Raw genomic sequence first — 13,987 nt, 5'->3', positions numbered from 1 at the left:
AAACCCGTCAGTCCAGGCTGTAGCAGCGGATGACGATGGCGCCGCCGTCGTCGTGCGCCAGGCCGACGAAGACGGTCGCGGTGAGCCAGCGGTGCGCCGCGGCGTCGGTGCGGAAGACCGGGGCGGTGCGGAAGTAGACGCCCGCCCCGGACTCCGTGTAGTAGCCCCGGTTGACGATGTCGATCACGGCGCCGTCATCTGCGCGCAGGAGGTAGCGGGCCTCCAGCTGGCAGACGTCGCCGCGGGTGCTGGACCAGTCGCCGCCGCCCGCGAGGACGCTGCCGGTCAGCCGGGGGCCGCGTACGGTGCCGCCCGTGATGGGGGTGAACTCGGTGACCTCGCCGCTGCCGTGTCCGATGTGCAGCGGCGGGTCGACCTCGGCCCGGATCTCGAAGGCGTAGGTCAGGGTGGGAACGGCATGCATGGGGTTCTTCCTTTCAGGCGGCGGGAGTGGGGGTCCGGCGGGTCGGTTTCCAGCCCGGGCGTGGCACCGAGTCGAGCAGTTCCCGGGTGTACGCGTGCGAGGGCTCGGTCAACACCGAGCGCACGGGCCCCCGTTCGACGATCCGGCCGCCGCGCATGACCACGATGTCGTCGCAGACATGCCGGACGATGCCCAGGTCGTGGGTGATGAACAGGTAGGCCACCGGGGTCTGTTCGCGGATATCGCGGAGCAGCGTGAGGATCTGCGCCTGCACGGATACGTCGAGCGCTGCCACGGCCTCGTCGAGCACCAGCACTTTTGGCTGTACGGCCAACGCCCGTGCGATGGCGACCCGTTGGCGCTGCCCGCCGGAGAGGGCGCCGGGGAGCGCGCCGGCCTGGCGTTCGTCCAGGCCCACCTGGTCGAGGTGGTCGGCGACGCGCCGGTCGAGCGCGGAGCCCCGTAGCTCCGTGTGCAGCGCGACGACCTCGGCGAGGCAGTCGCGCACACGCTGGCGGCGGTCCAGGGAGGCGTACGGGTCCTGGAAGACCAGCTGGACATCGCGGGCGGCGCGGCGCCGTTCGGCGGTCCGCCGGGGCGGGCGGGCCCGCTCCCGCCCGGCGAGCCGTACGGCTCCGGCCGTCGGGCGTTCCAGACCCGCGATCATCCGGGCGGCGGTCGTCTTGCCGGAACCGGACTCGCCGACGACGGCCAGCGAGCCGCCCGGCTGCAGCGTGAGATCGATGTCGTCGACGGCGACGACATCGCCGAACTCCTTGCGCAGACCGCTGACTTGAAGCACGTACGCGTCGGTCGGTTCAGTCATCGGCGGGCTCCGCGGGGTAGTGGCAGGCGGCGAGTCCGTCGCCGACGGGCCGCAGTTCGGGACGTTCGGCGCGGCACAGGTCCCGGGCCGCCGGGCAGCGCGGTGCGAACGCGCAGCCGGGCCCCGCCTCGAACGCGGACAGTGGCCGCCCGGGGATCGCCCGCAACCGCTGCTCGTCCGCGCCGGGCGCGGGCCGGGACGCGAGCAGCGCCCGCGTGTAGGGGTGCCGGGCCGCCTTGTGCAGGTGCTCGGCGGGGAGATCCTCCACCAGGGAGCCCGCGTACATGACGGCGACGCGGTCGCAGACGGCGGCGGCCAGGGCCAGGTCGTGCGTGATGAACAGCATGGCCAGGCCGCGGGCCGTCCGGGCCTCGTCGATGATCGCCATGACCTCGGCCTGCGTCGTGACGTCGAGCGCCGTCGTCGGCTCGTCGGCGAGCAGCAGGCGCGGGTCGCCGGCGAGCGCGGCCGCGATCATGACGCGCTGGAGCAACCCCCCGGACAGCTCCGGCGGTCGTTGCCGCAACCGGCGTTCCGCGTCGGGGATGCCCACGTCGCGCAGGAGGGCGGTGACCGTGGCCGTGGCGGAGCGCGGCCGGGTGCCGCGCGCGACGAGGCCCTCGGTGAGGAAGTCGCCGACCGTGCGCATCGGGTTGATGTGGGCGCGGGGGTCCTGGAACACCATGGCGATGTCCCGCGCCCGCAGTGCGCGCAGCGCGGCGGGCCCCATGGCGGGCACGGAGACGCCGTCGACGCGTATGTCGCCCTCGACGCGGGCGCCGGGCGGCAGCAGCCGCAGCACGGACCGGGCGGTGAGCGACTTGCCCGAGCCGGACTCGCCGACCAGGCCCACCGCCGAACCGGCCGGGACGGAGAGATCGACCTGATGGATGACCGTACGGTCGGCCCCGTCGAGAGGGAGGGTGACGCGCAGATCCTGGATGTCGAGGAGTGTCATCGGTCGTCTCCCAGGAGGCGTCGGGAGAGGCCGTTGCCGAGCAGGGTGCACGCGATGACGAAGACGACGATCACCAGACCCGCGTACAGCGACTGTTCGGCCCGTCCTGCCAGGACGCCCGACGCGCCCTGCGCGACCATCAGCCCCCACTCGGACGTCGGCGGCTGGGCGCCGAGGCCGATGAAGGAGAACGCCGCCACGTCGAGCAGCGTGTACCCGAACGAGACCGTCACCTGCACCAGGACCAGCGGCAGCAGTGCGGGCGTCAGATGCCGCAGACAGATCCGCCACCCGGACATGCCGAGCATGCGCAGCGCCGACACGTACGGCAGATGCACCTCGCGCAGCGCGGCGCCGCGCACCGTGCGGGCCACGTAGGGCAGGTACGCGACGGACAGCGTCACGACCGCCACCCGCAGACCCGCCCCGAAGACAGCCGCTCCGACCACGGCGAGGATCAGACCGGGGAAGCCGAACACCACGTTCAGCAGCCCGGAGACGACCCGGTCGTACCAGCCGCCGAGCCAGGCCGCCGCGATCGTGAGCGCCGTGCCGACGACGCTCGCGGAGACGGTCACGACGGCGGGCGCGAGCAGGCTGAGCCGCGCCCCGAACAGGATCCGGGACAGGATGTCGCGCCCGGTGTCGTCGGTGCCGAGCCAGTGCGCCGCCGAACTTCCCTGGTACACGGCCATCGGGTCGACGGCCTCCGGGTCGTACGGTGCGACGAGCGGGGCGCAGACCGCGAGCACGACCACGAGCGCCACCACGGCCCCGGAGGCGATCAGTACGCCGTTGCCTCGCCTGAACACACGTACCGTGAACGTGAGTTGATACGCCGTCATGCGGCGGCCTCCAGAGGAGTGCGGCGGTCGAGCAGTGCCGTGACCATGTCCACGACGGTGTTCACGCCGATGAAGAGGACGACGCTGATCAGGGCGAGCGCCTGCACCACCGCCAGATCCTGTTTGGCGGCGCTCTGCACGAGGAGCGCCCCGATGCCGTTGACGCCGAAGGCCTGCTCGACGATCGCGCAGCCGGCGATCAGGCCCGCGACGGCCACCCCGGACACCGAGAAGATCGGCGCCGAGGCGTTGCGCAGCACGTGTTTGCGTACGACGAGTCGCTCGGGCAGGCCCCGGCCGCGCGCGGTCTGTACGTGCTCCGATGCGAGTTCGCCGCGCACCGCCGAGCGCGTCACCTGCGCCACGTAGGCGAGCCAGGTCGCGGCGAGTGCGAGCGCGGGCAGGGTGAGGTGTTCCAGGCGGCCGGTGAAGCCCTCGCCGGTGCCGTAGGCGGGGAACAGGTCCCAGCGCACGGACAGCCACCAGATCAGCAGCACCGACATGACGAACGTGGGCACGGCCATGAGCGTCGTGGTCACGACGGTCACCACGGTGTCGCCCCAGCCGCCGCGCAGCGCCGCGAACGTGCCGAGGGCGACGCCCGCCACGATGATGATGACCGCCGCGAACGTCACCAGGAACAGGGTGTTGCCGATGCGGTCACCGACCAGGTGCGCGACCGAGTCCCGGTAGCTGAGGGACTGCCCCAGATCGCCGTGGAACAGGGCGGTCAGCCAGCGCCGGTAGCCCTGCACGAACGGGTCGTCGAGGTGGTACTGGTGATGGATCTCGGCGAGCAGCTTCGCGCTCGGCGGTCTGCCGCCGCCCACCAGCAGGGTCGCCGGGTCGCCCGGCGAGACGAACAGCGCCCCGTACACGGCGACGCTCGCGACGAGCGCGGTCACGGCGAGCGTCGCGGCGCGCCGGGCCATGAAACGCCAGATCATGAGGTCCCCTGCCCGGTGCCGCCGAGATGGGCCGCCCACGGGGAATTGATGTACGCGAAGGAGGCAGGGGTGCCGCTGAGCCGCTTGTTGAGGAAGAGCCGCTCGTACGGGCAGACGATCGGCACGACCGGGAAGTCCTTCGCGTAGAGCGCCTGCGCCGCGGTGAACTCGGTGGCGGCGGCCTCTTCGTCGGTCGTCGCCTTGGCTGCCTGAATATGTGAAGTCACCGCGCTGTTGCGGTAGTTGGTCCAGTTCAACGGGGATTTCGGGTCGGTGAGCATGTCCGCGTAGGAGAGCGGGTCGGGTATCTCGACGTAGCCGAGGACCATGGTGGCGTCGAGGCCCTTGCGCAGCGCCGGGTTGTAGAACATGCCGGACATCTGCGTGGGCTGGAGCTGCCGGATCACGACCTTGAGGCCGATCTTCTTGGCGTCGGCCTGGAGGAACGTCAGTGTCTGCAGGGACTGTTGGTCGCCCGCGCCCATCGCGACGGTGAGGGTGCGCTGCTTCGGGTCGGCCTGCTCGACGAGCTTCTTCGCCTTGGCGACATCCGGCCCCGGCAGCTCGGGCAGCGCGTCGTACCCCTTCGCGTACACGTCCTTGGCCTTGCTGTTCTTCCAGACGAGGGAGGGGATGAAGGTCTTCTGCCGCTGGGCCGCGCCGTCGTACACGTTCTTGACGAGCGCGTCGCGGTCGAGGACGAGGGAGAGCGCGTCGGCGACGCGGCGGTCGGCGAGCGGCGAGGAGGGGCTCGTCGGGGTGAGGAAGACGGTCTGCGCGGACGGACCGTAGTAGAGGTTCCCCTCCTTGGACGTGCGCAGGGCCTTGGCGGCGGTCGACGGGATCTCGAAGCTGCCGTCGATCTGGCCGGACAGCAGGGCGCTGGTCAGCGTCCCGTTGTCGGTGACGAACCGGAACGTGAGCTTCTCGACCTTGGGGCGCAGCGCCGGGTCCCAGTACGCGGTGTTGCGCACGGCGGTGATCGACTCGCCCGACCGCCACCCGCTGAGCTTGAACGGGCCGGTGCACATCAGGCCACCCTTGGCGGTGCCGTAGGAGGTGCCCGCCTTCTTCAGGTACGACGCCTCGCTGACGGCGCCGAACCCGTTCACCAGGTACTTCAGGAACAGTGAGTCCGGGGTGCGGAAGCGGACGGTCACCTGGTGGGAGCTGGTCGCCTTGATGGTGGTGACGTTCGCCAGGACCTGGATGTTGACGCTCTGCGTGGCCGGCACGCGCTGGCGCTCCAGGCTCGCGACGACGTCGTCGGCGGTCATCGGCTTGCCGTCCCAGAACGTGACGCCCCGGCGCAGGTTCAGTACGAGCGTCTTCGGGTCGGGCCGCTTCCAGGAGGTGGCGAGCCCGGGCGCGGTGGAGTAGTCGGCTTTCAGGCGGATCAGCGGGTCGCAGAGATTGGAGGCGACGGTGCTGGGCGAGTAGTCGCCGACCTTCGCCGGGTCGAGCGTGGTCGGCTCGCCCATGGGCAGGTTCCAGGTGACCTCGTCGACGGTGCCGTGAGCGGCGGGCGTCGTGGTGGTGAGCCGCACCGCGCCGGGTGAGGAGTTCGCCGCCGGGTCGCCGCCGCTGGAACAGGACGTGAGCGCGAGCACCGTGGCCAGCGCCGTGAGCGGCAGGGCGGTGCGTCGGGGAGCGTGCATGAGGGTGCTCCTGATCGGGGAGTTCCGAGTGGTGCCGGGTCCTTCGGTGTGGGGGAGTGCGTCGGTGGGGGCGCGCGTGTGTGGAGGTGGTGTTCAGGGCTGCTCGGGCAGGGCGGTGACGACGAGGCGTGAGGGGTGGGCGCCGCCGGTGCGCAGGGTCTGGGTGCTCGGCTTCGGGGCGAGCGTGGTCCACGGGTTCTCGTCGCTGCCCGACGCGGGCAGATAGAGCGGGTAGTCGCTGCTCGCCAGCAGCAGGGCGAGCCGGTGCCCCGGGCGCATCCGGTAACCGGTGTGCCCGAGGTCGACGCGCACCTCGTCGGGCACTTCATCCGTGCGGACGTGGACCTCGCCGCGAGCGACGGGCCGCATCGTCCCGTCCGGGTGGACGTCGACGAGCTTGGCGAACACGTCGAACTCCGCTGCGGTGCTGCTTACTTGAAGGTCGAGGAAGAGCGGGCCCGCGAGGTCGAGCGGCCCGGAGAGTGCGGGGCCGGTGAAGCGGAGCACGTCCTCGCGGGCGGCGAGCAGGGCGAGGTCCGGGTAACTGTGCAGCGTGGCAAAGGAGTTCGGTACGACTGACGGGACGAGGTCCTCCGGGTCGTACGCCCACTGTGCTTGATCCGCTGTCGTCGGCGCGTGCGGTCCGAGGGTGCCGTCCTGCGCGTGGAGCCACCAGGTGTGTTCCACTGCTCCGGGCGGCGGCCACGACACGTCGGTCCGCCACTCGGCGTGCCCCAACTCCCAGCGCACCTTAGGCAGTTCCTGCGCGCGACGGTCACCCTTGAGGAACACGTCGAAGAATTCGAGCGCCGGATCGACATAGCCCGGCAGCATGCGGTCGAGGGCGGCCGTGCTCGCCGCGTGGTCGCTCTCCCCGGTCGCCGGAGCGTCCGCGAGCCGGTAGTTCTCGTGGTCGACCGCCCCGGCCCACAGGTACTGCACGGCGTCCCAGCCGGGGCGCGCGGCGAGCTCCGTGTAGTCCCGCATGTGCGGGGTCACGATGTTGTCGAACCAGCCCACGCAGTGCAGTACGGGCACCGGGCGCGCGTCGAAGGGGTGCCTGCCGCGCGCCGGAAACAGGTCGGTGAAGCGCGGCGCGAGCAGATCGAACCAGGTGGAGCGGGCGCCGATCGCGCGGAACGCCTGCTCGTACTGGTCGATGACGGGGCGGACGGTGCGGTCCGGCTCGTACTCGTACACGCCCTGGTCGACCCAGTAGTGCGCGTAGTACTCGATGCCCTCCAGCCATACGGGCCGGCCGACCGGAGCGCCGCTCTGCGTGGTCGCGTTGAAGTCGACCGTGGTCACCCTGGGGACGATCGCGCGCAGCGCCGGGTGCTGGGAGGCGACCGCGGCCCACTGCGTGAACCCGTAGTACGAGTCGCCGAACATCCCCACGAGCCCGTCCGACCAGGGCTGGTGGACGATCCAGTCGATCGTGTCGTAGCCGTCCTCGGGCTCGCGCAGGAACGGCACGGTCGAGCCCTCGGAGCGGAACTTGCCGCGCACGTCCTGCACGACGACCGCGTAGCCGCGGGCGGTGAACCGGGCGGCGACCTCGTCGAAGTACACGTAGCGGCTGTTCTTGTCGTACGGCAGTCGTACGAGGACGGCGGGCACCGCGGGCTCGGCGGGCACCGCGGGCTCCGCGCGATCGGGGAGGTAGACGTCGGTGGCGAGCCGGACCCCGTCGCGCATCCGCACCCGGAACTCGTGGGCCCTCGCGGGCACAGGAGCCGGGCCGACGTGCTCAAAAGCAAAGGTCATGAGGGTGATCTCCCGTGATTCTCCCGCACGCAGGGATGAACAACGCCGTCATGTAACAGCGTTGTATGACAACATTGTAGCTCCGTGTGAACGGGGTCAACCCATTGCGTTAAGGTCGGCGACATGCCGATCGAGGTAGACGAGACCAGGCGGCTCGACGAGATCGCGGACGCCACCATCCAGGTCGCCCGTGAGCGCGGCGTCCGCTCCGTGACCATCCGGGCGGTGGCCGAACAGCTCGGCGGATCCACCGCGATGGTGACCAACTACATCTCCAGCCGCGCCGCCCTGATGACCAACGCGATGCGCCGCGCCGAGGCCGACTGGGGCCACGAGATGGCCCGCGCTCTGGAAGGCGTCGAAGGCGAGGAGCGGCTGCGCGCGGCCGTCCGCTGGATGTGCACCACCGAGCGGGACGACGAGGTGCTGCGCCGGCTGATGATGGAGATCGCCAGCGCGGGACCCGGCGCGGGTGCCGAGGTCGAGAAGGCGCGGCGGACCACGTCGCGGCGCGGCCGCGAGGAGTTGAGCGCGCTCGCCGGTGAAGGAGGTCTGGGTGGCGGTGAGTTGGCCGGGGACGTGCTCCATCTCCTGCTGCGCGGCTACTGGTTGTCGACGCTGGAGGACCAGGAGAGCTGGACCGCGGAGCGCGGGGAGCGGGCGATCCTGGCCGTCGTGGACCTGCTGCGGGGCTCCGCGGACTGAGTAAGCGGCGGGTGGCTTACGGGGGTTGACAGCGATCGAGGCGGCGGCGCAGTCTGTGCGCGAAATAAAACGCCGTTGTATCACGGCTTTCCGTGCCGCGGCCCGCCCCGAGCGCCGCACATCACCGCTCCTCGTTCCCGTCCCTCATCCCCTCCCGAAGAGGTGCCCCATGGGAAGTCCAGGTCAGCGCGCCGAGCTGTGGCAGTGGTCCGCCACCGAACTCGCCGCCGCCGTGCGCGGCCGGGAGGTCTCCGCCGTCGAGGTCGTCACCTCCTGCCTCGCACGCGTCGAGGAGACGAACCCGGCGACGAACGCGCTCGTGGAGGTTCGCCCCGGCGAGACCCTCGCCGCCGCCCACCGGGCCGACGTGGCCGTCGCCGCGGGAGAGGACCTCGGCCCGCTGCACGGCGTGCCGGTCTCCATCAAGGTCAACACCGAGCAGCAGGGGTACGCCACCACGAACGGCGTGGCCGCCCTCGCCGGGAACCTCGCCGACGAGGACGCCGCCTGCGTCGCGGCCCTGCGCGCGGCGGGCGCGATCCCGCTCGGGCGCAGCAACGTCCCCGCGTTCTCGCTGCGCTGGTTCTCCGGCAACGACCTGCACGGCAGGACCCTCAACCCCTGGGACCACAGCAGGACGCCGGGCGGGTCCAGCGGGGGCGCGGCCGCCGGGATCGCCGACGGGCTCACCCCGCTCGCCCAGGGCAACGACATCGGCGGCTCCATCCGCTTCCCCGCGGCCTGCTGCGGGGTCGTCGGGGTGCGGCCGACCGTCGGCCGGGTCTCCGGCTGGGGGCCGCCCGCCTTCGCGGACACCCCCGACGGGCCCGTGCCGCTGGACTTCCCGCCGACCGTGCACGCGTGCGCCGTGCAGGGGCCGCTCGGCCGGACCGTGGCCGACGCGCGGCTCGCGCTGCACGCCATGACGACACCCGACCTGCGCGACACCGCGGGCGTCCCGGGTGTGCCGGCCCTGCCGGAGCGGGCGCCGGGCGCGGGGCCGGTGCGGGTCACCGTCGTACGCGGCAACGAGGGCGTGAAGAACCATCCGGCGGTCGACGCGGCCGTCGCCGATGCCGCCGCGCGGCTCGACGACGCCGGGTACGAGGTCGACGAGGTGGACGTCGAACCGCTGCTCGCGGAGGCGGCCCGGCTCTGGCTGCTGCTGATCACCGAGGACACCCGGCCGCTGCTGCGCGTCGTGGAGAGGATCGGCGACGACGCGATCCGCACCGCGCTCGCCGGGCACTTCGCGGCGGCCGCCACGGTGTGGGGCGAGCGCCCGGACATCGAGACGTACATCAACGGCTGGGGGCGGCGGGCCACCCTGATCACCCGGCTGCAGCAACTCCTGGGAACGGACCGGCTGTTGCTCACTCCGGTCTGCGCCGAGCCGCCCTTCGAGCAGGATGCCGACCTCGCCGGAGCGCGCCGGTCCGCAGAGCTCTTCCCGGCGATGTGGCCGATGACCGCCGTGCCCGTTCTCGGCTTTCCGGCCGTCACCGTGCCGGTCGCGCTGCACGAGGGGCTGCCGCTCGGGGCGCAGATCATCGGTGGCCGGTTCACGGAGGACCTGGTGCTCGACGCGGCCCAGGCCGTCGAGGGCAGGTCGCCCGTGCTGCGGGCGTGGGCGGCGCCGGGACACCCGGGGCTTTCCGGTTCCGTTTGACGTGGATCACGTCGCGCCCCCCTCCACGTAAGAGATGCGTCAAGGGCAGATACGTCCCCGTATGAGAGGCGTCAACGGGGATCGGATCCGGCCACGACCGGGAGTTTGCTCTAAGCGTCCGAACACTTCATATGTTCGGGCGCTTCGAGTCCGTCCCTGTCCCTTCCGCACCTCATACAGGAGCTCACGATGGCCGACATGGCCTTCGTCGTCACCACGATCGCGGTTTTCGCTCTGGTGGCACTTGTCGCCAAGGGGGTGACCAAGCTGTGACCGCCGAGAACATCGTCGGCCTCGTCGTGGCCGTCGCCCTGCTGGGCTATCTCGTCCTCGCCCTCATCCGCCCGGAGAGGTTCTGAGTACGGATATGAGCCCCATCCTTGCCGGAGCGCTCCAGTTCCTCGCCCTGTTCGCGGCGCTGGCACTGGCCTACCGTCCCCTCGGCGACCACATGGCCCGGGTCTACTCCTCCGAGAAGCATCTGCGGGTGGAGAAGTGGATCTACCGGGGCATCGGCGCCGATCCGAACACCGAGATGCGCTGGACCGCGTATCTGCGCGGCGTCCTCGCCTTCTCGGCCGTGAGCGTCCTGTTCCTCTACCTGCTGCAGCGGCTCCAGGGCTCGCTGCCCGGCTCGCTCGGCTTCACGTCGATCGACCCCGACCAGGCCTTCAACACGGCCGCGTCGTTCGTCGCCAACACCAACTGGCAGTCGTACTACGGCGAACAGGCCATGGGCCACGTCGTGCAGACCGGCGGGCTCGCGGTGCAGAACTTCGTCTCGGCGGCGGTGGGGATCGCCGTGGCGGTCGCCCTCGTCCGGGGCTTCGCCCGCACCCGTACCGGTGAACTGGGTAACTTCTGGGCTGACTTGGTACGCGGAGTCGTCCGCATCCTGATCCCGATCGCGGTCGTCGGGGCCCTCGTCCTGGTCGCCTGCGGCGCCATCCAGAACTTCTCCGGCATCCACTCTGTCGGCCAGTTCATGGGCGGCTCGCAGCAGTGGAACGGCGGCGCCGTCGCCTCCCAGGAAGCCATCAAGGAACTCGGCACCAACGGCGGCGGCTACTTCAACGCCAACTCCGCCCACCCCTTCGAGAATCCCAACGGCTTCACCAACCTCTTCGAGGTCTTCCTGATCCTGGTCATCCCGTTCGCGCTGACCCGCACGTTCGGCAGGATGGTCGGCTCGCTCCGGCAGGGTTACGCGATCCTCGCCACGATGGCGACGATCTGGGTCGCCTTCACCGCGCTGATGATGTGGACCGAGTTCCACCATCACGGCCCCGCGTTCGACCTGGCGGGCGGCGCGATGGAGGGCAAGGAGAATCGGTTCGGCATCGGCGGCTCCTCGATCTTCGCGGTCGCCACGACGCTCACCTCGACCGGCGCGGTGGACTCCTTCCACTCCTCGTACACGGGCCTCGGCGGCGGCATCACGATGCTCGGCATGCAGCTCGGCGAGATCGCGCCGGGCGGTACCGGCTCCGGCCTCTACGGCATGCTGATCATGGCGCTCATCGCGGTGTTCATCGCCGGCCTGATGGTGGGCCGCACCCCCGAGTACCTCGGCAAGAAGATCGGCACCCGCGAGATCAAGCTCGCCGCCTGCTACATCCTGATCACGCCGGCGCTCGTGCTCGTCTTCACGTCGCTCTCGATGGCTCTGCCGACACCGAAGAACTCGATGTTGAACGGGGGCGCGCACGGTTTCTCCGAGATCCTCTACGCGTTCACGTCGGGCGCCAACAACAACGGCTCGGCCTTCGCGGGACTGAGCGCCGACACCAACTGGTTCAACACCACGATCGGCCTCGCGATGCTGCTCGGCCGCTTCCTGCCGATGGTGTTCGTGCTCGCGCTCGCCGGTTCGCTGGGCGAGCAGAAGCCGATCCCGGCCACCGCGGGCACCCTGCGCACCGAGAAGCCGCTCTTCACCGGCCTCCTGGTCGGCACGGTCCTCATCGTCACCGGCCTGACCTACTTCCCGGCGCTCGCGCTCGGGCCGCTCGCGGAGGGACTCGCCTCATGAACGTACGTACGCAGAAACCGAGGGAGGACGGGGCCGGGATGTCCACCGTCACACCCGGCCGGGCGCCGCACCGGTCCGCGCCGGACGGCCACACGTCCGGAGAATCCGGCGGCGGCAAGGTCGGCGGGGGCCTCTTCGACCCGAAGCAGCTGGTCAGGTCGCTCCCCGACGCCTGCCGCAAGCTCGACCCGCGGGTGATGGTGAAGTCCCCGGTCATGTTCGTGGTGCTGGTCGGCTCCGTCCTGACGACGGTGTTCTCCTTCAAGGACCCGTCGGACTGGTTCGGCTGGACCATCAGCGCCTGGCTGTGGCTGACGGTGATCTTCGCCAACCTCGCGGAGGCCGTCGCCGAGGGCCGGGGCAAGGCGCAGGCCGACACCCTGCGCAAGGCCAAGACCGACACGGTGGCGCGGCGCCTGGCGAAGGACGGCAGGACCGAGGAGCGGGTGCCCGGTACGGAGTTGAGGATCGGCGACCTCGTGGTCTGCGAGGCCGGCGACATCATCCCCGGCGACGGTGACGTCGTCGAGGGCGTGGCCTCCGTCGACGAGTCCGCCATCACCGGCGAGTCGGCCCCGGTCATCCGCGAGTCGGGCGGCGACCGCTCGGCCGTCACCGGCGGCACGAAGGTGCTCTCCGACCGCGTCGTCATCAAGATCACGACGAAGCCCGGCGAGACGTTCATCGACCGCATGATCAACCTGGTCGAGGGCGCGGCCCGGCAGAAGACGCCGAACGAGATCGCGCTGAACATCCTGCTCGCGTCGCTGACCATCGTGTTCCTGCTGGCCGTCGCCACGCTGCCGCCGTTCGCGCACTACGCGGGCACCAACCTCGACATGGTCGTCCTGGTCGCGCTGCTCGTCTGCCTCATCCCGACGACCATCGGGGCGCTGCTCTCCGCCATCGGCATCGCGGGCATGGACCGCCTCGTGCAGCGCAACGTACTGGCCATGTCCGGGCGGGCCGTCGAGGCCGCGGGCGATGTGTCCACCCTGCTGCTCGACAAGACCGGCACCATCACCCTCGGCAACCGGCAGGCCGCCGAGTTCGTGCCTGTCCGCGGAGTCACCGAGGCGCAGCTCGCCGACGCGGCCCAGCTCTCGTCGCTGTCCGACGAGACTCCCGAGGGCCGCTCGGTCGTGGTCCTCGCAAAGGAGAAGTACGGGCTCAGAGAGCGTCACCAGGGCGAACTCGTCGGCGCAGGCTGGATCGAGTTCACCGCCCAGACCCGGATGTCGGGCGTGGACGTCGAAGGACGCAGGATCCGCAAGGGCGCGGCCGGTTCGGTCATCGCCTGGGTCGAGCAGCAGGGCGGCACCGTCGCTCCCGACGCCCGCGAGGTGACCGACCGGATCTCGGGGGCCGGTGGCACGCCGCTGCTGGTGGCTCTTGAGGACACCGAGGGCGCCCGCGTGCTCGGCGTCATCCACCTCAAGGACGTCGTCAAGGACGGCATGCGGGAACGGTTCGACGAACTGCGCCGCATGGGCATCAGAACCGTCATGATCACGGGCGACAACCCGCTGACGGCGAAGGCGATCGCGGACGAGGCGGGCGTCGACGACTTCCTCGCGGAGGCCACCCCCGAGGACAAGATGGCCCTCATCAAGCGGGAACAGGCGGGCGGCAAGCTCGTCGCGATGACCGGTGACGGCACCAACGACGCCCCGGCCCTGGCCCAGGCGGACGTCGGCGTCGCGATGAACACCGGCACGTCGGCCGCGAAGGAGGCCGGCAACATGGTCGACCTCGACTCGAACCCGACCAAGCTCATCGAGATCGTCGAGATCGGCAAGCAACTCCTCATCACACGAGGCGCGTTGACGACCTTCTCGATCGCCAACGACGTCGCGAAGTACTTCGCGATCATCCCCGCGCTGTTCGCCGCGGTCTACCCGGGCCTGGACAAGCTCAACATCATGCACCTGTCCTCGCCCGACTCCGCGATCCTGTCCGCGGTCGTCTTCAACGCGCTGATCATCATCGCCCTGGTCCCGCTCGCCCTGAAGGGCGTCAGGTACCGGCCGGTGAGCGCCGACCGGATGCTCCGCCGCAACCTCGGGATCTACGGGCTCGGCGGCCTGGTGGCGCCCTTCATCGGCATCAAGATCATCGACATGATCCTCTCCCTCATCCCCGGAATCGGTTGAGTC

General features: G+C 70.7%; 12 protein-coding genes. 5 read left to right on the top strand and 7 right to left on the bottom strand.

The annotated features are described in order from the left end of the window. Positions 1-7: 7 nt before the first annotated feature. From ACIREE_RS20660 to ACIREE_RS20630, 7 genes are all read right to left on the bottom strand, one after another. Positions 8-424: a DUF3237 domain-containing protein gene (locus ACIREE_RS20660; protein ID WP_404153876.1), complete on the bottom strand. Its 417-nt coding sequence runs from the start codon at positions 422-424 to the stop codon at positions 8-10. Positions 425-437: 13 nt separating this feature from the next. Continuing rightward, positions 438-1,250 carry an ABC transporter ATP-binding protein gene (locus ACIREE_RS20655; protein ID WP_404153873.1) on the bottom strand — a complete coding sequence of 271 codons (813 nt, stop codon included), beginning with the start codon at positions 1,248-1,250 and terminating at the stop codon, positions 438-440. Beyond that, positions 1,243-2,208 carry an ABC transporter ATP-binding protein gene (locus ACIREE_RS20650; RefSeq protein ID WP_404153871.1) on the bottom strand — a complete coding sequence of 322 codons (966 nt, stop codon included), beginning with the start codon at positions 2,206-2,208 and terminating at the stop codon, positions 1,243-1,245. Before ACIREE_RS20650 ends, ACIREE_RS20655 begins: the two co-directional genes overlap by 8 nt. Continuing rightward, positions 2,205-3,053, bottom strand: a complete 849-nt coding sequence (locus ACIREE_RS20645; protein WP_404153868.1) for an ABC transporter permease — start codon at positions 3,051-3,053, stop codon at positions 2,205-2,207. Before ACIREE_RS20645 ends, ACIREE_RS20650 begins: the two co-directional genes overlap by 4 nt. Beyond that, positions 3,050-4,000 carry an ABC transporter permease gene (locus tag ACIREE_RS20640; RefSeq protein WP_404153866.1) on the bottom strand — a complete coding sequence of 317 codons (951 nt, stop codon included), beginning with the start codon at positions 3,998-4,000 and terminating at the stop codon, positions 3,050-3,052. The genes ACIREE_RS20645 and ACIREE_RS20640 overlap by 4 nt, the downstream gene beginning before the upstream one ends. Continuing rightward, positions 3,997-5,658, bottom strand: a complete 1,662-nt coding sequence (locus ACIREE_RS20635; RefSeq protein ID WP_404153863.1) for an ABC transporter substrate-binding protein — start codon at positions 5,656-5,658, stop codon at positions 3,997-3,999. The genes ACIREE_RS20640 and ACIREE_RS20635 overlap by 4 nt, the downstream gene beginning before the upstream one ends. Positions 5,659-5,751: 93 nt before the next feature. Beyond that, complete coding sequence (locus ACIREE_RS20630) at positions 5,752-7,425, bottom strand: CocE/NonD family hydrolase (RefSeq protein WP_404153861.1); 1,674 nt, start codon at positions 7,423-7,425, stop codon at positions 5,752-5,754. Between the two features lie 123 nt (positions 7,426-7,548). On the opposite strand from ACIREE_RS20630, the gene ACIREE_RS20625 reads away from it, so the two are divergent. From ACIREE_RS20625 to kdpB, 5 genes are all read left to right on the top strand, one after another. Next, positions 7,549-8,130, top strand: coding sequence for a TetR/AcrR family transcriptional regulator (locus ACIREE_RS20625; protein WP_404153858.1), 582 nt, complete (start codon positions 7,549-7,551; stop codon positions 8,128-8,130). A gap of 169 nt (positions 8,131-8,299) precedes the next feature. Then, on the top strand, positions 8,300-9,799 hold the full coding sequence (locus ACIREE_RS20620; RefSeq protein ID WP_404153856.1) for an amidase: 1,500 nt from the start codon (positions 8,300-8,302) through the stop codon (positions 9,797-9,799). Positions 9,800-10,068: 269 nt separating this feature from the next. Further along, on the top strand, positions 10,069-10,158 hold the full coding sequence (kdpF, locus tag ACIREE_RS20615) for a K(+)-transporting ATPase subunit F (protein WP_404153853.1): 90 nt from the start codon (positions 10,069-10,071) through the stop codon (positions 10,156-10,158). A gap of 8 nt (positions 10,159-10,166) precedes the next feature. Next, a complete protein-coding gene (gene kdpA, locus ACIREE_RS20610; RefSeq protein ID WP_404153851.1) occupies positions 10,167-11,831 on the top strand; it encodes a potassium-transporting ATPase subunit KdpA in 1,665 nt (554 codons plus the stop codon). A 38-nt stretch (positions 11,832-11,869) separates the two neighbouring features. Next, the gene (gene kdpB, locus ACIREE_RS20605) at positions 11,870-13,984 is read left to right on the top strand and encodes a potassium-transporting ATPase subunit KdpB (protein WP_404154265.1); all 2,115 of its coding nucleotides are present in this window, start codon (positions 11,870-11,872) and stop codon (positions 13,982-13,984) included. The last annotated feature ends 3 nt before the right edge of the window (positions 13,985-13,987 follow it).

This window comes from Streptomyces sp. NPDC102467 (assembly GCF_044765445.1).
In the GTDB taxonomy this organism is placed as follows: domain Bacteria; phylum Actinomycetota; class Actinomycetes; order Streptomycetales; family Streptomycetaceae; genus Streptomyces.
Note: the sequence above shows the minus strand (reverse complement) of the source record. Positions and strands in the feature narration are given on the sequence as shown.

Bases quoted from the DNA above. Each gene is read 5' to 3' on its own strand.
- ACIREE_RS20660 (WP_404153876.1), bottom strand. From the start codon at position 424: ATGCATGCCGTTCCCACCCTGACCTACGCCTTCGAGATCCGGGCCGAG.
- ACIREE_RS20655 (WP_404153873.1), bottom strand. From the start codon at position 1,250: ATGACTGAACCGACCGACGCGTACGTGCTTCAAGTCAGCGGTCTGCGC.
- ACIREE_RS20650 (WP_404153871.1), bottom strand. From the start codon at position 2,208: ATGACACTCCTCGACATCCAGGATCTGCGCGTCACCCTCCCTCTCGAC.
- ACIREE_RS20645 (WP_404153868.1), bottom strand. From the start codon at position 3,053: ATGACGGCGTATCAACTCACGTTCACGGTACGTGTGTTCAGGCGAGGC.
- ACIREE_RS20640 (WP_404153866.1), bottom strand. From the start codon at position 4,000: ATGATCTGGCGTTTCATGGCCCGGCGCGCCGCGACGCTCGCCGTGACC.
- ACIREE_RS20635 (WP_404153863.1), bottom strand. From the start codon at position 5,658: ATGCACGCTCCCCGACGCACCGCCCTGCCGCTCACGGCGCTGGCCACG.
- ACIREE_RS20630 (WP_404153861.1), bottom strand. From the start codon at position 7,425: ATGACCTTTGCTTTTGAGCACGTCGGCCCGGCTCCTGTGCCCGCGAGG.
- ACIREE_RS20625 (WP_404153858.1), top strand. From the start codon at position 7,549: ATGCCGATCGAGGTAGACGAGACCAGGCGGCTCGACGAGATCGCGGAC.
- ACIREE_RS20620 (WP_404153856.1), top strand. From the start codon at position 8,300: ATGGGAAGTCCAGGTCAGCGCGCCGAGCTGTGGCAGTGGTCCGCCACC.
- kdpA (WP_404153851.1), top strand. From the start codon at position 10,167: ATGAGCCCCATCCTTGCCGGAGCGCTCCAGTTCCTCGCCCTGTTCGCG.
- kdpB (WP_404154265.1), top strand. From the start codon at position 11,870: ATGTCCACCGTCACACCCGGCCGGGCGCCGCACCGGTCCGCGCCGGAC.